Source organism: Ruegeria sp. AP11 (genome assembly GCF_056535865.1).
This window is the reverse complement of the sequence record NZ_JBQFJB010000002.1, coordinates 86,355-104,259: the sequence shown is the minus strand read 5'-3', so window position 1 is coordinate 104,259 and position 17,905 is coordinate 86,355. Positions and strand designations below refer to the sequence as shown.

The following is a 17,905-nucleotide window of genomic DNA, read 5'->3' as shown; positions in this document are numbered from 1 at the left end:
TGTTGAACACTAGCAGCGCATCAAGTTTCGAACCTTGAGGCGTTCATCCGGGCGCGTACGCATGCTGGAGTTTGCCCGAACCTTTGTTTGTACTTCCGCGACAGCGTGGCATTGGACCCAAACCCACAGGCCAAGGCAACCTCGGTAAGCGTCAGATTGGTGAACTTGACGATTGCCTGGGCCTTGTCCAACCGTTCTTCCAGGTAGTAGGTTTTTGGGGTAAGCCCTGTTGCTGCTACAAATTTCCTTTCAAGCTGGCGCACCGAAATCCCTACTTCCTCTGCAATGCTCGTAATCTGGAGGGGTTCTTCCAGATGATACCGAAACAGTTCTATAGCCCTGTCAACAACGATGTCGCCAGTAAAGCCATTGTCGACTCGGGCGATGTCGTGTGCGCAAGCGATACACCTGCCGAAATTCGGCCTGTAGCTTAGGAATTTCCGGTCTAACCGGGGTTGTTCCTGCGGAGTAAGGGTGTCGCTTGTAGTCTTGGACAGCAGGTTGAGTAGAGAGAACCTTGATCCTGCAGACCATATCGCTCCACGGGCGTGGCTATCGTTGGATGCGGCCGAGATATCTGGGAACTGTTCCTCCAACACGCTCAGTACTGGGGCTGTTGCGGCGACCGTCGAACCACTGAGAAGCCCGGTATGCGCCAGCGGGATCAAGGCCGCTTCAACCGCGCCCAGAACCCGACCTGCCCTGAGTTGAGCGCGTGCCACGCGGCCGAGGATATTCTGCAGATCAGGAGGAAGGACTGGTCCGCCGACCAGAAACAGATAGCCGTATCGCGCTGTGTGGTCATTGATGCGGCTGGTGCTCAAGTTTACTCCGCATTCGCTCTGCACGTCAGTGCCTGCCAGCGACAGGACCGAGACTCTGAATTGTATGTCAGCGGCCAGTTGGTTCGCCGCCTTCAAATAGGTCAGCCCCACCGAGAGCTGATCCAAGGGCAGGCCATCCCAGCACAAAAAGCCAATCTCTGTGGCATGACCCGTGTCGGATTCGATGACCGAACAGTGTTTCATTCCGGGTTGCGCCGTCTGAGTTTCATCGGGCCTAGCCGTCCACTTTGGGCCGTTCGCTTTTTGCATCATAGGGGGTTCGGATATGCGCCGATGCAGACAGTCGGCTACCGGCAAGGTCGATCTCGAACTTACCCTTGGCAATGTAATCCGCCGTCACACGTTCGGGTGCATCCAACTGACAAAGGGCAACTGACGCGCCCAGCGTATGACCATAGGCGGCCGAGCGGACCTCACCGATTTCGACGCCATCATACAGCACAGCCTCGCCGCCCCACAGCTGCGGCTCGTCATCGTCCAGTACCAGCTGAACGATACGGGTTTTCAGGTGATCGGGGTCCGCTTTTGCGGCCAGCAGTGCCTCTTTCCCGATGAAGCCGCCGGGTTTGTCATAGTCGACGGCAAAGTTCAGACCAGCCTGGATCGGCGTGATGTCCGGTGTCAGCTCGCGGCTCCAGGCGCGGAAGCCTTTCTCGATCCGCAGACCTTCCAGCGCATAGTAGCCGGCGTCGATCATACCGAACGCCGCCCCTTCGCGCATCAGGTCATCATAGACGCCTGCGGTAAATTCGACCGGTACGATCAGTTCCCAGCCCAACTCGCCGACATAAGTCATGCGGTTGGCCAGAACCGTGGCATAGCCCAGGTCGATCTCCTGAACGGTGGCAAACGGGAAGGCTGCATTCGACAGGTCCGCCTTCGTCAGCTTTTTGAGAACATCACGCGAGTTTGGACCCATCACCGACAGCACCGACCATGCAGCCGTCACATCCGTTAGGAAAACATGGGCATCTTCGCTGAAATTCTTGCGGACCCAGTCCGCGTCATGAATGGTTTGGGCCGATCCTGTGATCAGCATGAATTCCTGCTCTTTCAGTCGCAGAACCGTCAGGTCGGATTCATATCCCCCGCGTTCGTTCAGCAAGCCGGTGTACACTGTCTGCCCCACGGGCACGTCAACATTTGCGGCGCAGATTCTGTTCAACTCGCGGCAAGCATCGCGCCCTTGCACCAGCAATTTCGAGAACGAGCTTTGGTCAAACAGCGTGACCGCTTTGCGCGTGGCCTTGTGTTCTTTGCCCACATTGTGGTGCCAGTTCTGACGACCAAAGCTGTAGTCGATCTCGGCCTTTTCACCATCCTCAGCAAAGTAGTTCGCCCTCTCCCACCCCATTTTCGATCCAAACACGGCGTTCTTGGCCGCCAGCCGATCATAGAGAGCTGAGCGGCGAAACGGCCGCGCCGTGTCCAATTCCCGATTAGGCCAGGGCATCGCATAGTGCAGGCCCAGCGTTTCCTTGACGCGGTCATGCAGCCAAGTCGGGTTATTGTTAAAATTTGCAAACCGCCGGATATCCACCGCAAACAAGTCCGAGGTTGGCGCCCCTTCGACAATCCATTCGGCAAGCGCGCGTCCGGCCCCACCTGCACTGGCAATCCCCATCGAGTTGAAGCCCGCGCCAACAAAGAAATTCTTCAACTCGGGCGCTTCGCCCAGCAGATAGTTATTGTCGGGGGTAAAGCTCTCAGGCCCGTTATAGAACTGACGTACGCCAGTCTCGGCCATGCTGGGCACGCGGATCAGTGCATTTTCCATCAGGATTTCGAACTGATCCCAGTCATCTTCGAGAAGCTGGAAGAAGAAGTTTTCGGGTATGCCATCCATGCCCCATGGCTTGGCGTCCGGTTCAAAGCCACCCATTACCAGACCGCCTGTCTCTTCCTTGAAATAGATATAGCCGTCTGGATCGCGCAGAACGGGCAGGTCGGGCTTCACACCTTCGATCTGCTCGGTCACGATGTAGTAGTGTTCGGCAGAGTGCAGAGGCACATTGACGCCGCACATCTTGCCCAGTTGACGTGCCCACTGTCCACCGCAGTTCACCACGATCTCGGCATTGATCGTGCCCTGATCGGTGACCACACCGGTGACGGTGCCATCTTTGGACAGAATGTCAGTGACCTTGATTCCTTCGATCACCTTCGCGCCACCCATGCGCGCGCCTTTGGCCAGAGACTGGGTCAGATCAGTCGGGTTGGCCTTACCGTCACCGGGCATCCACAGCCCGCCTTTGACGTCGTCCACCTGCATCACCTGCCATTTGTCCTGCGCCTCCTGCGGGGTGATGACCTGGACCTCGACCCCCTGCGCCCGCGCGGCAGCAGCGGTGCGCATCAGCATGGTCATGCGATCGTCGGTCCGTGCCACTGTGACCGAGCCGCATTCCATCCAGCCGGTGGCAAGCCCGGTCTCGGCCTCAAGCTGTGAATACAGCTCGGTCGAATAGCGGATCAGGTTGGTCATCGCGGGCTGGCTACGCAGCTGACCGACTAGACCCGCCGCGTGCCATGTGGTGCCGCAACTCAGCTGCCCCTGTTCCAGCAGAACGACGTCGCGATGCCCCATCTTCGTCAGGTGATATGCGACCGAGCAGCCAACGATACCGCCCCCCACGATGACATATTGCGCGCTTTGCGGAAGTTGGATGTCGGCCATTGACTTGCTCCGTACAGAAGGATTCGGGTTTGCCTCCACCTTATCCGTGCTTTGCAAAACTTGGCAATATTTTTCTTTTGTTGGCGTCAAACACTGACAATATCAACAGGTTGGTCTCTAATCACTTCCAAAATGCCTTTGGGCAACTCGCCGTCAACCACTAGGGTTACATCCACAGGCAGTGGTTTCATCGCAACTTGCCCCACCACATCGAATTTGCTGCTGTCCGCCAATAGGAACGGGTGCTGCGACCGCTCTATCATCATGTGTCGCAGGTTTGCGCCTTCCAGCGAAAAATCGGTGAACAAGGTCCGAGCACTAATCCCACCAACTCCGATCAGTGCAAATTCTGCATTGTATCGGGAAAGGTGGTCCAGCGTGTCCAAACCCATTGTAGCATTCTCCAAAAAATCTAACCGCCCGCCCAGCAAGGTGACCTCTTCTGCCGCTGGCGCTAGTACCGAAGCTATGGTTAAATCATTGGTATAAATTGCTAAATGTTGGCGATTGGTCGCCAGAGCTTGCGCTGCCGCGAGTGTCGTCGAGCCGCTGTCAATGATTACACTCGCTCCATCCGGGATTATACTGGCTACGTAATTGCCAATACGCTCTTTGCCTTCTCGATTAGTTTGAGTGCGGTCAACCATGGGGGGTTCGTGTGTACGCACACTCGTCGCTCCGCCGCGTACCTGGTTGAGCTTGTTTTCCTGCGCCAGTTGCTCGATATCCTTGCGTACAGTTTCCCGCGATACGCCGAGCCGTTCGGTCAATGCTCGGATTGAAACCGCAGGTTGACGCGAAACTTCTTCGAGGATTATTGCATGTCGTTCAGATGGAAGCATCGGTTGGTCTTCAAGTTTAGAGTTGCACAATCATGCCAAATTTTGCAAAGAGGGTCCAGCCCGGTTCAATACAGACGAGTGTGTTACGGTGCCAGTTCCACGAAGCTAGCCGAGTTGCGGAAGGCTTGGCTGCCGCTCTACTAAACGAGTGTAGGTCGAAATAAGTTTAGAAGGTGCCCCCGACTGCGGTCCATCAACCGTAAGCGAAATTATTTGAAACAAGCGCCTGCGGTCTTTTCAAAGACGAAGCAATGCGTTTTAGCCGAATTCAGAGATACCTGATCCGCAATCTTTGATCACGGTTACACGTAAGTTCCTCGACCACCTCGTTTGCACTCAAGTTAAACTCTCTCGCGAGATCCGTGATCTGGACCGGCTGAAAGCTATCGGCGTTTCGAACAAGTCTGCCGTCTTCAAAAGCGATAAACTCGTGAGACCTGCCACCCCAACGGACGATCCCACCGCATAGTCGCTGACTTTCCATATTGACCAGTTCGGCCACAGGGTCGGCAAAGAAATCGCTCCACTTAAGAAATCCAGTGCTGACTGCCCGCGCCACTGCCTGTTCAATCGTCCGGCTTTTGAGCTTGGTGGTGATCGAAGCAGTCAGTGCCTCTACCATTCGCGAAGAATGCCCCGTCTGCCTGGCAATGACAGACGGTATCAAACCCGACGAGAGCATCTTCAACACATCCAGCTCATCGCCGGACAGGGAATCCGAGGGAAAGTTGAAGACCGTATCAATGACATCTAGGGCAAGCAGGTGCAGAACCTGTGCTTCATGGCGTAGGGCAGGGAGCATTCTCGTGATCAATGCGTCCCACTCGGGCCGAGGTGCATTGGACGTGACGGTAAATACGCCCCGCTCCCCGAAGGGGTTGATAACCGGAATGGAAAGACCGTTGCGTCCAACGCCAAACTTTCGGGCTGCCTCAAAAAGCGCTGCGTAGTCAGCCTGGTTGTCGAACACTGACCAGTCGATCGGTGCGATCATAGTGGCGCCAAACCGAATCAGGGGATCGGCCAGAACCAGGTCGTTGTCGACGTAGTGCCTGACCCATTCGGCCGGAAACGTGGTGCAGCCGTGGACTACGTTGTGATGCTTGTCGATATGGGCATAGGAAGCATTTTCAAGTCCAAACCTGGAGCAAATCTCTTGGAGGCGTGCCTCCCCGGTTTGCCTGAAATCCAGTTTAGAACTGCCAATATCCGCAATTTTCATAGGTCGTCTTTCTGTTCCGCGTCGCCTTCGCGACCCAGTAGCAACCTAAAGCTGAATGAACCACTCGGGAATTCCCGTAGCCAATCATACATTTGAATACAGTTCTGTTCTGGTGGTGGAAACAGAGCAATATCTTGCCGATGAGGCGCATAAATTTGCGAAGCTGGCAACATGCCCACGGGCAGGGTTGGAGCAACGATCTCGTACCCTAGCGAATTCTATCCTCATCCTCCCGCGCCCTTCGGGCCAACAATCCAATGAAACTGGAAATCAGGTTCAACTCCCCGCGCTCATCAGCTTTCAACATACCACGCAGATATCCGCCCGGATTGACCACTGGCGGCAATCGTGGATCGCTCAGCCTCGTGTCTGTGATCAACCCGGCCAGGATTGCACCCATCACGGTCAAACGGTCAATCGCCGTATGCCAAGCGGAGATATTGGTGCCGATCTCTGACAATCGCGACCAAACGCCGGTCTCGATTGCGTAGAGCGATGGGTTGAAATTCTGATCTCTACCACCGGCTGATGAGCCAGAAACCCTCTCTTATCAAATCGATCTAAACTGTCCCATTGGCGCTGACGTCAGACAATTCGCGATAATTCTGCTGGGAGAACGAGCACCGTGGGAGACGGCATTAGCATTGATTATCGGATTCGCTGGAATTGCAATCGTTGCGGGCCCCGGTACCGACCTCAACCCGGTCGGGCTTCTGTTGTCGCTCAGCGCAGCGGTCTGTTACGCTATCTATCTGGTGCTGACGCGCATGACCTCGTTTGTCGATGGTGTGATGACTTCGCTGTTTTTTGCCAGCCTGGCAGGATCGATCCTTCCTCTGTTTCTGGGTTGGAACAGCTTTCAGCCGATCAATGCAGAACATGCCTGGAATTTCGTGCGGCTTAGTCTGTTCAACATGATTGGTCAGACCTGCATTGTTCTGGCATTCTCCGCCGCTCCGGCAACTGTTCTGCAACCTTTGAACTATGTGCAAATCGTCTGGGCGGCAGTGATCGGGTATCTTGTGTTTGGCGACACGCCGGCCTCATCGACTTGGATCGGTGGCGTGTTGATCGTTGCCGCCGGCATTTTGCAGATCCGCGCCACACAGCAACGGGCTCGTCCGGTTGGGTGTTAGTTGTTAGTCCCTGTCTCTGGTGGATCGGATATTGTATGAAGTAATCTGGATCGGATGTCCGCATCTTGCAGGCGAATTCGTAAAGCGTGAAGCCGCTCACTGGCTGCAAGCGAAGCGGGACAGTCGTTGACACGAGAAAGTCGGCGAGATGGCTGTGCAGTATCCTGTCTCATTAGAAGCGGTATTATGATCCTCGACAGTCTACCGTTTTCGCCCTCTGGCGTTGGTTTTGATGCCATATTCACGGCTCAACTCCGAGTTCGAAGCTTGCCATAATTGTATTTCTGTACTGGGCGTGAGTGTCGTCACGGCAGCGCTTCGACCACACATGCGATTCAGTTTTTGGCTGTTTGTCGAGATCGCTGGGTAAATGTGCCTCGAACCTCGCTGTTACTGGGTTTTCCAAAAGGCGGCATCTCCACTGACCCAGCCCCCTGAAATCCTGCCATCGAGGTGTTAGTACGCCGTTCCAACAAAGGATGGACTATGAAACGCAGATTTTCTGACGAACAGATCATTGGACTGATCAAGGAATACGAGGCAGGCGTGAAAGCTCAGGAGCTGTGCCGCAAATATGGGATCAGCGATGCCACGTTTTACAAATACAAAGCGAAGTTCGGTGGCATGAATGTGTCGAATGCGAAGAAATTGCGTGCGCTGGAAGACGAGAACAATCGTCTGAAACGGATGCTGGCGGATGCCATGCTGGACAACGCGTCGCTCAAGGATCTCGCGAAAAAACTACCGACGCCTGATGTGAAGCGACGTGCCGTGTGGACGTAATGGACCGGCACGGCCTGTCTGAGCGTCGGGCGTGTGAGCTGGCAGATCTTCACAGGTCAGTTTTCCAGTGCAAGAAGCGGCACCGATGCGATGATGCTCTGCGCAAGCGGCTGTGCGAACTGGCGAATGAACGACGTCGGTTTCCACAATTGCGAAAGGGCTGGTTTTCCTTCTGGAACTCGTCAACCTGTTCGTGCAAGACTACCTTTCGCAAATGCTTCAGAATGCTCCTAACCTCGTCAGGCTAAAACTCAAAATATTCGGATTGGTCTTTCTAACCGAGCGGTTAATGTAAGCTAAGTCATGTGCTTGCGTCTCTCCATTATCAAACGCAATCTATCCGGCGAAATTTCGACTATTATCCCAACTTCCAAGAATGGACATGCAACGATTTGGCGCGTCTATCACTATTGCGGATACCACTAGGTTGATCAGCCCGACATGAAAGGAGACAAGTCCCAATGTCAGCGATCAGTTGCTTTGATTTCTGGCTTCCAGCCGCTCAAGATTTACCACTGTAGAAAGCATTATTCGATCATGGCTCCAATCCTGGGTTTGGCGGACTGATGCGGATCCGATGGCAAGGACCATAGCCAAGGTCAAAGTCAGCCCAAAGAAAATCGCCGTCATGTGTGCCGTCGTGATCGGTGCCTCGGTCAGCGCGACGACGCGTTGCCGCAATATCTGCTTTGCGTTGGGACCGTTCACCAGGGCCACGTGAAGAACGCGCGGATTACTCAGGGCGACGGATTGCGCGCAATAGTCCAGCAGGCACGTGGTATAGTCTTTTGCGTTGATCCCTTTGCGCGAAACGACGGACTGGTCGCAGGCCAATTCACGAAGCCGGTCAAATTGATGCTTCAATACCAGATAGGCCGGATTCCAGAACAGTACCGGCCGCAGGAGTTCGAAGCCCAACTCCCATTCCACGTCTCTGGCACGGATATGCTGAAACTCATGAGCCAGCGCGAACCGAAGTTCGGCAGGGGTGTTCAGCAGATGGCTGGGCAAAACTACATGCCGACGACGCAAACCCCGCACCGCGAAAGGAACGGTTGTTCGGTCGGAGAGGCGAATATCAACACGCGATGAGCGCCGCCAAAGGAAGCTGGACCTGACGACTTTGCGGATAGACCAGGCATCGTGCATTACCCTGGCTGCCAACATTGCCGAGATCAACGCCAGCGCAATCAAAATGCAGGTCACAAAGGCATTGTCACCGGAGAGCATGTGATCGATCCAACGCTCGCGGCTATTCAACAGAGCTTCGAATTCTGCCGCTGGCATGGCGATGTCCCCGCGCAGGTAGGCGGCAACGGCGATATCGCCCAAAGCAACCGCAACTCCTGGCCAGATCAGATTGGCGATTGTTGCCACTGCCAGCGCAAGAACCGGACTAAGCACAACACAAAGACACAGCGTTTTGAGCGAGCGGAGTTGCTCCACAAAGCCGTATCGCATCGACGTCCGCGCGAACAGGGCACGGGCCGCAAGCCAGATCAGTGCTGACAATCCAAGCACGACATTGAATTCAAGAAATGCATCGAGAACCGGTTTAACCGCCGTCATTTTGCAGCCTCCTCTCTACCAGTGCCCGAATTTCCTCAAGATCGGCTTCACTCAGCCCTGCGTCATCGACAAGACGCGCGACCAGCGTTGCCGGGGTGTCATCGAACAGAGTCCGAGACAGGTTTTGCAGCGACCGCGCCTGATACCTGTCTTTTTCTAGCAGCGGCTTGTAGATCAGCGTCTTGCCGTCCTTGCGGCTTTCAACAAATCCCTTCTCGTCCAGAATGCGTAGAATTGTTGCGCCGGATGTGTAGGCCAGATTGCGTTCCGATGGCAGTCGATCCAGTACATCCCGCACCGATCCTTGCCCAAGCGCCCAGAGCTCATTCATGAACTCCAGTTCAACTTCGGTCATCAGATTTGTCGTTTTCTTCTTACGCATCGGGTATTGTGCCGCCATTCTTAGTATGCCTGTCAGACAAGCATCCTTTCGTCGTTTCGCAAAGCCTAAACTTTCCAGAACACAAAAACGCCCCAGCCGATGGACAGAAAAAGCGGTATCCAAACAGGCTGCCCCACCAATCCAAGCCAGGCCAGAAAGATATAGGCTGATCCCAGAAGCGTGATGAACAAGCGGTCGCCGAGCGTTGTGGTCAGGCCCAATACGCCCCTCCGTTCGATTCCGTCACGGTATTTGAAACCCTCGAGAATGCCGATCAGCGCAATCGCCGAGAAGATGCCGACAAACACCGCCAGCGTTGCCGGGGTCCATGCCATCCAGAAATCGGGCCACAGGGGGTCGGTCCACGAGAACCCTTTTTCTTCCTGTTGGCCAACATTGCCCCACCCGGCCTGTGCTTGTGCAAAGGCCGTCGAGGGCAGGAAGAGAAGCGCGAAAAGACGTTTACGCATATCGAACCTCATACACGTCCCATCGCGAAACCACGCGCGATGTAGTTGCGGACAAACCAGATGACGATTGCCCCGGGGATAATGGTCAGAGTGCCGGCAGCGGCAAGCAGGCCCAGTTCATATCCGGCGCTTGATGCGGTGCGGGTCATCACGGCGGCGATGGGTTTGGCCTCGACCGCAGTGAGCGTCTTGGCCAGCAGCATTTCGACCCATGAGAACATGAAGCAGAAGAAAGCCGCGACGCCGACGCCTGCTTTGATGTTGGGCAAGAAGATCGTCACGAAGAAGCGCGTGAAGGAATAGCCGTCGACATAAGCCGTTTCGTCCAGTTCCTTCGGGATGCCGCGCATGAAGCCTTCCAGAATCCACACCGCCAGCGGCACGTTGAACAGCGTATGCGCCAGCGCCACCGCCAGATGGGTATCGAACAGGCCGATGGACGAATAGAGCTGGAAGAAGGGCAAAGCAAAGACCGCCGCCGGGGCCATGCGGTTGGTCAGCAGCCAGAAGAACAACTGCTTGTCACCCAAGAACCGATAGCGCGAGAAGGCATAAGCGGCAGGCAGGGCCACGCTGACCGAAAGGACCGTGTTCAGCGTCACATAGGTGATCGAGTTGATATACCCCCAGTACCACGTCGGGTCGGTGAAGATGGTGATGTAGTTCTCAAGCGTGAAGGTCTGGGGGAACAGGGAAAAGCCCGACAGGATCTCGTTCGTGGTCTTGAAGGACATTGCCACCAGCCAATAGATCGGCAGCATCAGGAACGCGATATAGAGGATCGGGATAAGGGACCGCTTTTTCATTCTGCGTCGTCCTTTGTCATCAGTGTGTAGAAGAGCCATGAAACCAGCAGCGTGATGGCGAAATAGATCAGGCTCATCGCGGCCGCAGGGCCAAGGTCGAACTGCCCCAGCGCGATCTTCACAAGGTCGATCGACAGCAGAGTGGTCGAGTTGCCGGGGCCGCCACCGGTCAGAACGAAGGGCTCGGTATAGATGTTAAAACTGTCCATGAAGCGCAGCAGAACGGCGATGGTCAGGACGGTTTTCATCTTCGGCAACTGGATATAGCGGAACACCGACCATGGGCTGGCGCCATCGATCTTGGCCGCCTGATAGTAGGCGTCAGGGATCGACACGAGGCCCGCATAGCACAGCAGCACAACCAGTGACGTCCAGTGCCAGACATCCATGACGATGACCGTGATCCAGGCCGACAACGGCTGTTGCGTCATGTCATAGTTGATGCCCAGAACGTCATTCAGGAAATAGCCCAGCAGGCCAATTTTTGGCAGGGTAAAGATGTTCCACATCGACCCGACCACGTTCCACGGGATCAGCATCGGCAGCGCCATCAGCACCAGACAGACCGGCACCCAGAAGCCTTTGCGCGGCATGGAAAGGGCCACGATGATGCCCAAGGGCACCTCGATCAGCAAGATCAGGAAAGTGAACAGGAACTGCCGTCCCAGCGCGGCCTGAAACCGGTCCGACCGCAGAATCTGTTCGAACCAGCCCAGCCCCTCCCAGAAGAACTGGTTATTGCCGAAGGTTTCCTGAACCGAGTAGTTGACCACCGTCATCATCGGCACCAGCGCGTTGAACGCGACCAGCGCCAGAACCGGCAGGACAAAGAACCATGCCTTTTGGTTTTCCGTTCTCATTGCGCCCGCTCCTCAGTTGCGATCCAGCCGTCACGGTAGACGCGCGATTGTTCGGGTTTGAATTGTAGAAAGACCTGTGAACCGGGTTCGGGTACTTCGTGTTCGGTCACTGCTTTGAGGGGCGTATTGCCGACCATGGCGCTGACCACATAGTGGCGACCGATATCCGATACTTTGGTCACATGGGCCGGAATACCCGTATCGCCAAAGCCGACATATTCGGGGCGGATACCCAGATCAGTGCGGCCCCCGTCGCCATGGGTCGGGCCCTCCAGCATGACCTCGTGCCCTTCGAATATGGCACGGTCGCCTTTGGCGTCGCAGGGCAGGACATTCATGCCGGGCGATCCGATGAAATGGCCAACAAAAGTGTGCTGAGGGCGCTCGAACAGTTCCACCGGCGTACCGATCTGCACCACTTCGCCTTCCTGCATCACCACGACCTCATCGGCAAAGGTCAGCGCCTCGGTCTGGTCGTGGGTGACGTAGATCATCGTGGCTTTGACACGTTGATGCAGCTCTTTCAGCTTCGAACGCAGCTTCCACTTCAGGTGCGGGTCGATCACGGTCAGCGGCTCATCGAACATCACCGCGTTCACATCGTCGCGGACCAGACCGCGCCCCATCGAGATCTTCTGCTTGTTGTCCGGGCTGAGGCCGCTGGCGCGGGTGTTCAGCATGTCCGTGACGTCCAACATCTCGGCAATCTCATCGACACGGCGCTTGATCGTTGCGGGGTCGACGCCCCGGTTTTTCAGGGGAAACGCCAGATTTTCGCCAACGGTCATCGTGTCATAGATCACCGGGAACTGGAACACCTGCGCGATGTTGCGCTGATCAGGCGGCAGCGCGGTTACGTCCCGGTCATCAAATAGGATCCGACCTTCCGAGGGGGTAAGAAGGCCGGATATGATGTTCAGCAGCGTGGACTTGCCGCAGCCTGACGGCCCGAGCAGGGCATATGCCCCGCCGTCACGCCAGGTCACATCAATTTCTTTCAGCGCATAATCCTCTGGGCCTTTCGGCGCGGGCATGTAGCTGTGTCGCAGGTTGGAAAGCTTGATCTGTGCCATGTCAGGCCACCCTTTGGCCGTCTTGGCCGAAATACCGGCAATGGGCCGGGTTCATATAGAAGCTGTGATCCTCGCCCACCTGATAGGGATGGACTCCAGCGGCCAGAGATACCCAGTCATCCGATCCGTGCCGGAAATGCGCGCTGGAATCCGAGCCGGACAGCTCGGTCACGACCACGCGGCCCGTCAGTTCCACATCCGCATCCGAAGTGCGGAACGGCGTCACCCGGTGCGGGCGCACGGCGACCATGTATTCTCCATCCGCGATATCTGCGACCGACCAGCCGCCTCCACCCTCCAATTGTGCCTGAGCGTTAGAAACAGTGATACGGGCCACATTGATCGGCGGATCCGAGAACACGCGCGCGGCGGCGATGTTTTCGGGGTTGCGGTAAATGTCTGCAGTCGGGCCAAATTGAGTTACACGCCCGTTCTCCATCAGCGCAGTATAGCCCCCAAGCAGCAGCGCCTCTTCGGGCTCCGAGGTGGCATAGACCACCACGGCGCCGCGACCCGCGAACAGGTCGGGCAATTGCTCGCGCAGCTCTTCGCGCAGCTTGTAGTCGAGGTTCGCCAGCGGTTCGTCCAGAAACACCGCGCGGCTTTCCTTGGCAATGGCACGCGCCAGCGCGGTGCGTTGTTGTTGGCCGCCCGACAGCTCGTGCGGACGGCGGTGCAACATCGGGCGCAGTTGCAGCAGGTCGGCGGCCTCTTCCACGCGGCCTTCGATCTCGCTTTGGGCCATGCCAGCCACGCGCAGCGGCGAGGCAATGTTGTCGAATACGGTCATATGGGGGTAGTTCACGAAGAACTGGTGCACCAGGCTGATCTGCCGTTTTTGCGTGTTCAGCCGTGTGACGTCCTGACCATCCATCAGAACCCTACCCGAGGCGATCGGGTCCAGCCCGGCCATCATCTTGATCAGAGAGGTCTTGCCCGAACCCGTCGCGCCCAAAAGCACGTTGAAATGGCCCGTTTGCAGCGTCAGGTTGGTGGGTTTGATATGGATGACGTTGCCGACCCGTTTGGTCGCGTCTTTGAGTTCGATCATGTCCGTGGGTTCCGGTCCTTCAGTGCGCGGCACTGGTCTTGGGGTGGGGATGCCTGATGCGGCATCCCCGGTTTCAAAACGCTTACTGAGACTGCCAGCGCTGAACCAGCTCGTCATAGTTGACGGTCTGGCCTTGCGGCTTTTCGTTCTCGAGCTTGGCTTTCGGCGAACCCTCTTTCTCCAGCCAGAAGGACGCGTCCTGCGGCTCGTTCAGGCGGGGACCACAGCCACCGTAGATACCGGCGCTTTCATCCGCAGCCTGCATACGGGCCATGGTGATGTCCATCTCTTCGGCCAGACGGTCCATCGCCTCTTGCGGAGTAAACGCGCCCGAGTTCACGTCACCGATCTGCTGCCACCAGATCTGGGCCAGCTTCGGATAGTCCGGCACGTTGATGCCGGTCGGCGACCATGCCACACGGTCAGGCGAGCGGTAGAACTCGACCAGACCACCCAGCTTGGGTGCGCGTTCGGTGAACGACTCGTGGTTGACCGAGCTGTCACGGGTGAAGGTCAGACCCACATGGGATTTCTTCACGTCGACAGTTTTGGACGTCACGAACTGGGCATAGAGCCACGCCGCCTGTGCACGATCCGCTGGGGTCGACTTCAGGAAAGTCCAGGACCCCACGTCCTGATAACCAACCTTCTGGCCTTCTTCCCAATAGGGGCCGTGCGGGCTGGGCGCCATCCGCCACAGCGGCGTGCCCTCGTCGTCCACTGTGTTGTTGCCTTCGGACTTCGGCTTCACCATGTCGGCGGTAAAGGCGGTGTACCAGAAGATCTGCTGAGCCACGTTGCCCTGGCTAAGCGCGGGCAGCGACTGGTAGAAGTCATAAGACGCCGCACCCGGAGGCGCGTAGTTGCGCAGCCACTCATCCCATTTACGGATCGCATAAACCGCAGCTGGACCGTTCGCAGCACCACCGCGCGAGACGGACGCCCCAACAGGGTTACAGGTGCCCGCTTCCATACGGATGCCCCATTCGTCGACGGGCACACCGTTCGGCTCACCCTTGTCGCCCGCACCGGCCATCGACAGCCAGGCGTCGGTCATGCGCCAGCCCAGGTCAGGTGCGCGCTTGCCGTAGTCCATGTGGCCATAGATCGCCACACCGTCGACTTCTTTCACGTCATTGGTGAAGAATTCAGCGATGTCCTCGTAGGCCGACCAGTTGACCGGAACGCCCAGATCATAGCCGTATTTTTCCTTGAACGCGGCCTTGTTGGCCTCGTCATCAAACCAGTCCTTGCGGAACCAGTAGAGGTTGGCGAACTGCTGATCGGGCAGCTGATACAGCTTGCCGTCGGGACCGGTGGTGAACTGAATGCCCATGAAGTCATCCAGATCCAGCGTGGGCGAGGTTGTCGCTGCCCAGTCGCCCGCCATCATATCGGTCAGCGGATAGGCCAGTTGCAGTCGCGAATGCGTGCCGATCAGGTCGCTGTCGTTGACATAGCCGTCATACAGGTTCCGGCCCGTCTGCATTTGCGTCTGAACAGCCTGTACCACTTCACCTTCACCAAGGATCTGGTGATTGACCTTGATGCCGGTGATTTCCTCGAACGCCTTGGTCAGAACCTCGGATTCGTACGAGTGGGTCGGGATGCCTTCGGACAGGACGTTGATTTCCATGCCAGCATAAGGCTGTGCAGCTTCGATGAACCACTGCATTTCCGACATCTGTTCGTCTTTCGACAGGGTCGATGGCTGGAATTCGTCGTCGATCCAACGTTGTGCTGCGGCTTCGTCGGCCCAAACGGGACCGTGCCCCGCAATGACGGCAGCAGCCGCCACTGCGGAAAGTAGATGTCTCCGCATCTCTTTCCTCCCAAAAAATTATGGTTCTCCGGTTGAAACCGGATGGCAGGCAGCATCAGCGATTTTCTGCGTGGCTGTCAAACTAAATTTTTAGTAATACGGAAATTATTAATGTAACATATTGATATAAAAACGTTAAGATGATCTGTGGTGTGGGCTGCATGTTTCATAACAAAATCTCATCCCCGATACTTGTAGCGCATTGTGAGTTTGAACAGTGCTTGTCCACCAATTGCAGCCGCATACGATCTTCGAAACCGGTAAGTTAAACTCTGCTTCTGTTCAAAATACTGATGCTCATTCTCCGGGAGGCCGAAGTCCAAACGGGCTGATTATTCATGTCCGCACTGAGAATCTGTTTCTCGATGTGCAGAGATTCGTACAGCGGACGGTTTGTGCGGCTCCGGGGCTACATAAATCAATGCGCTCCTACTTTCAGGCAGGGCAATATCACGGCGGATTTGCTCCGATGTGGACTTCAATCTGCTTGTTGGTGGTGTCGTGCCGTGCAGCATTCACACTAAGCCTGAGCAGAACGGCACTTGTACCAAATTCCAGTCGCTACTTGCAATGCTGTGCTCTTCCACTGAATTCATATAGACCAGTCTTTCGCTACGTCTGTCGGGCTGCACTCCCCCAAAAAACCTGCTTCCCACAACGTTTGGTAATCCAACCGATTGACATGCCCACGCAGTTGGTATGCTATCCCCAACCATAACGTTCACAGAAATTTGCGACATCGTATCGCGGATTCAATGCAGTTAACCGACTGCAAAAAAGGGAGAAAATAATGAACAAATCATTGCTCGCGCTGGCGTTGCTGATGTCGTCAACAACGCTAGCACAGGCCGAGACTCTGCGCTGGGCCCGTGCCGGTGACGCGCTGACGCTCGACCCACACTCGCAAAACGAAGGGCCCACGCATACCGTGCGCCATCAGATGTATGAGCCGTTGATTATTCGTGACACGACCGGTGCATTCGAAGCTGCGCTCGCCACCGATTGGGCACCCAGCGCCGATGACCCGAATGTCTGGGTGTTCAACCTTCGCCAGGGTGTGAAGTTCCACGATGGCGCGGATTTCACCGCCGAAGACGTGGTGTTCAGCATCAATCGCGCCAAGCAGCCGAACTCGGACATGAAAGAGCTGATCAATTCGATCGTCGAGGTGCGCGCGGTCGATGACCACACGGTCGAGATTGTGACCGACGGCCCAAACCCGATCCTTCCGGCGAACCTGACGGACCTGTTCATCATGGACAAGGGCTGGACCGAGGCAAACAACACAGTCGACGTTCAGGACTTTGAAGGTGGCGAGATCACTTTTGCGACCACCAATGTGAATGGCACAGGTGCCTACAAACTGGTCAGCCGCGAGCCTGATGTAAAAACGGTTATGGAGCGGAATGAGGACTATTGGGGTCGCGATCAGTTCCCCATGGCGATCAGCGAAATCATCTATACCCCCATCCAGAACAACGCGACGCGCGTTGCGGCGATGTTGTCGGGTGAAGTGAACTTTCTTCAGGACATGCCGGTACAGGATCTTGAGCGGGTCAATGCCGCGGACGGGCTGGTTGTCAAACAGGCGCCTCAGAACCGGGTAATCTTCTTCGGGATGAACCAGGGCGGGGATGATATCGAAGCCGACAATGTGGATGGCAAGAATCCTCTGGCCGATGTGCGTGTGCGTCAGGCCATGTCCAAGGCGATCAACCGCGATGCGATTCAGCAGGTGGTCATGCGCGGTCAATCACAGCCTGCCGGGATGATCGCACCACCCTTTGTGAACGGCTGGACGGCTGAGATGGACGGTGAAAGCAGCACGGATGTTGAAGGCGCAAAGGCGCTGCTGGCCGAAGCGGGCTATCCTGACGGTTTCTCGATACGGTTGGACTGCCCCAATGACCGCTACATCAACGACGAAGGCATCTGTCAGGCCGCCGTCGGGATGCTGGGTCAGATTGGCATTACCGTAAACCTGGACGCCAAACCCAAAGCGCAGCATTTCCCGCTGATCACGGATGGCAAGACCGATTTCTACATGCTGGGCTGGGGTGTTCCGACATACGACTCGGAGTACATCTTCAACTTCCTTGTCCATGGCCGTGAAAGCGACATCGGCACCTGGAATGGCACTGGCTTCGACAATGACGATCTGGACGCCAAGATCAAATCGCTGGCCTCGAACACCGATCTGGATGCCCGCAATCAGGACATCGCCGAGATCTGGCGTGTGGTGCAGGACGAACAGTTGTACATCCCGATCCACCACCAGGTGCTGAACTGGGGTATGGCTGAAAACCTGGCCATCGAGGTTGATCCCGAAGATCAGCCCATGGTGAAGCACTTCGGTCTGAACTAAGC

Annotated in this window: 14 protein-coding genes and 1 pseudogene; 3 read left to right on the top strand and 12 right to left on the bottom strand. The window is 56.2% G+C overall.

From position 1 onward, the window contains the following. Positions 1-20 precede the first annotated feature (20 nt). The 4 genes from ACR3E4_RS18370 to ACR3E4_RS18355 all read right to left on the bottom strand — a co-directional run bounded on the left by ACR3E4_RS18370 (position 21) and on the right by ACR3E4_RS18355 (position 5,586). Positions 21-1,028, bottom strand: a complete 1,008-nt coding sequence (locus ACR3E4_RS18370; RefSeq protein ID WP_480536126.1) for a helix-turn-helix domain-containing protein — start codon at positions 1,026-1,028, stop codon at positions 21-23. A gap of 31 nt (positions 1,029-1,059) precedes the next feature. Continuing rightward, a complete protein-coding gene (locus ACR3E4_RS18365; protein ID WP_480536124.1) occupies positions 1,060-3,522 on the bottom strand; it encodes a GcvT family protein in 2,463 nt (820 codons plus the stop codon). Between the two features lie 86 nt (positions 3,523-3,608). Continuing rightward, a complete protein-coding gene (locus tag ACR3E4_RS18360) occupies positions 3,609-4,364 on the bottom strand; it encodes a DeoR/GlpR family DNA-binding transcription regulator (protein ID WP_480536123.1) in 756 nt (251 codons plus the stop codon). A gap of 268 nt (positions 4,365-4,632) precedes the next feature. After that, complete coding sequence (locus ACR3E4_RS18355) at positions 4,633-5,586, bottom strand: helix-turn-helix transcriptional regulator (protein WP_480536122.1); 954 nt, start codon at positions 5,584-5,586, stop codon at positions 4,633-4,635. A gap of 644 nt (positions 5,587-6,230) precedes the next feature. Between ACR3E4_RS18355 and ACR3E4_RS18350 the strand changes: the two genes are divergently transcribed. Next, entirely contained in the window at positions 6,231-6,722 is a 492-nt protein-coding gene (locus ACR3E4_RS18350) for a DMT family transporter (RefSeq protein ID WP_480536120.1), read from the top strand. A gap of 486 nt (positions 6,723-7,208) precedes the next feature. Continuing rightward, positions 7,209-7,544: pseudogene (locus tag ACR3E4_RS18345) on the top strand (transposase); the annotation flags it as partial. A 432-nt stretch (positions 7,545-7,976) separates the two neighbouring features. On the opposite strand, the gene ACR3E4_RS18340 reads toward ACR3E4_RS18345, so the two are convergent. The 8 genes from ACR3E4_RS18340 to ACR3E4_RS18305 form a co-directional block, all read right to left on the bottom strand. Beyond that, positions 7,977-9,074 (bottom strand): M56 family metallopeptidase, encoded by a 1,098-nt coding sequence (locus tag ACR3E4_RS18340; RefSeq protein WP_480536119.1) that lies wholly within the window; start codon positions 9,072-9,074, stop codon positions 7,977-7,979. Further along, a complete protein-coding gene (locus tag ACR3E4_RS18335) occupies positions 9,061-9,456 on the bottom strand; it encodes a BlaI/MecI/CopY family transcriptional regulator (protein ID WP_480536117.1) in 396 nt (131 codons plus the stop codon). Before ACR3E4_RS18335 ends, ACR3E4_RS18340 begins: the two co-directional genes overlap by 14 nt. A gap of 65 nt (positions 9,457-9,521) precedes the next feature. Next, positions 9,522-9,926 carry a DUF2160 domain-containing protein gene (locus ACR3E4_RS18330; protein WP_480536116.1) on the bottom strand — a complete coding sequence of 135 codons (405 nt, stop codon included), beginning with the start codon at positions 9,924-9,926 and terminating at the stop codon, positions 9,522-9,524. 8 nt (positions 9,927-9,934) lie between these two features. Beyond that, positions 9,935-10,732 (bottom strand): carbohydrate ABC transporter permease, encoded by a 798-nt coding sequence (locus ACR3E4_RS18325; protein WP_480536114.1) that lies wholly within the window; start codon positions 10,730-10,732, stop codon positions 9,935-9,937. Next, entirely contained in the window at positions 10,729-11,592 is an 864-nt protein-coding gene (locus tag ACR3E4_RS18320; RefSeq protein ID WP_209595792.1) for a carbohydrate ABC transporter permease, read from the bottom strand. The genes ACR3E4_RS18325 and ACR3E4_RS18320 overlap by 4 nt, the downstream gene beginning before the upstream one ends. Beyond that, positions 11,589-12,665, bottom strand: a complete 1,077-nt coding sequence (locus tag ACR3E4_RS18315; RefSeq protein ID WP_480536112.1) for an ABC transporter ATP-binding protein — start codon at positions 12,663-12,665, stop codon at positions 11,589-11,591. The genes ACR3E4_RS18320 and ACR3E4_RS18315 overlap by 4 nt, the downstream gene beginning before the upstream one ends. 1 nt (position 12,666) lies before the next feature. Continuing rightward, entirely contained in the window at positions 12,667-13,716 is a 1,050-nt protein-coding gene (locus tag ACR3E4_RS18310) for an ABC transporter ATP-binding protein (protein ID WP_480536111.1), read from the bottom strand. An 82-nt stretch (positions 13,717-13,798) separates the two neighbouring features. Further along, positions 13,799-15,538 (bottom strand): ABC transporter substrate-binding protein, encoded by a 1,740-nt coding sequence (locus ACR3E4_RS18305; RefSeq protein WP_480536109.1) that lies wholly within the window; start codon positions 15,536-15,538, stop codon positions 13,799-13,801. A gap of 790 nt (positions 15,539-16,328) precedes the next feature. Here ACR3E4_RS18305 and ACR3E4_RS18300 point away from each other — a divergent pair. Next, positions 16,329-17,903, top strand: coding sequence for an ABC transporter substrate-binding protein (locus ACR3E4_RS18300; RefSeq protein WP_480536108.1), 1,575 nt, complete (start codon positions 16,329-16,331; stop codon positions 17,901-17,903). Positions 17,904-17,905 lie beyond the last annotated feature (2 nt).

Excerpts from the sequence above, each read along its gene's own strand:
- ACR3E4_RS18300 (WP_480536108.1), top strand. The coding sequence starts at position 16,329 with ATGAACAAATCATTGCTCGCGCTGGCGTTGCTGATGTCGTCAACAACG.
- ACR3E4_RS18315 (WP_480536112.1), bottom strand. The coding sequence starts at position 12,665 with ATGGCACAGATCAAGCTTTCCAACCTGCGACACAGCTACATGCCCGCG.
- ACR3E4_RS18335 (WP_480536117.1), bottom strand. The coding sequence starts at position 9,456 with ATGCGTAAGAAGAAAACGACAAATCTGATGACCGAAGTTGAACTGGAG.
- ACR3E4_RS18320 (WP_209595792.1), bottom strand. The coding sequence starts at position 11,592 with ATGAGAACGGAAAACCAAAAGGCATGGTTCTTTGTCCTGCCGGTTCTG.
- ACR3E4_RS18325 (WP_480536114.1), bottom strand. The coding sequence starts at position 10,732 with ATGAAAAAGCGGTCCCTTATCCCGATCCTCTATATCGCGTTCCTGATG.
- ACR3E4_RS18330 (WP_480536116.1), bottom strand. The coding sequence starts at position 9,926 with ATGCGTAAACGTCTTTTCGCGCTTCTCTTCCTGCCCTCGACGGCCTTT.
- ACR3E4_RS18365 (WP_480536124.1), bottom strand. The coding sequence starts at position 3,522 with ATGGCCGACATCCAACTTCCGCAAAGCGCGCAATATGTCATCGTGGGG.
- ACR3E4_RS18355 (WP_480536122.1), bottom strand. The coding sequence starts at position 5,586 with ATGAAAATTGCGGATATTGGCAGTTCTAAACTGGATTTCAGGCAAACC.
- ACR3E4_RS18305 (WP_480536109.1), bottom strand. The coding sequence starts at position 15,538 with ATGCGGAGACATCTACTTTCCGCAGTGGCGGCTGCTGCCGTCATTGCG.
- ACR3E4_RS18370 (WP_480536126.1), bottom strand. The coding sequence starts at position 1,028 with ATGAAACACTGTTCGGTCATCGAATCCGACACGGGTCATGCCACAGAG.
- ACR3E4_RS18340 (WP_480536119.1), bottom strand. The coding sequence starts at position 9,074 with ATGACGGCGGTTAAACCGGTTCTCGATGCATTTCTTGAATTCAATGTC.
- ACR3E4_RS18360 (WP_480536123.1), bottom strand. The coding sequence starts at position 4,364 with ATGCTTCCATCTGAACGACATGCAATAATCCTCGAAGAAGTTTCGCGT.
- ACR3E4_RS18310 (WP_480536111.1), bottom strand. The coding sequence starts at position 13,716 with ATGATCGAACTCAAAGACGCGACCAAACGGGTCGGCAACGTCATCCAT.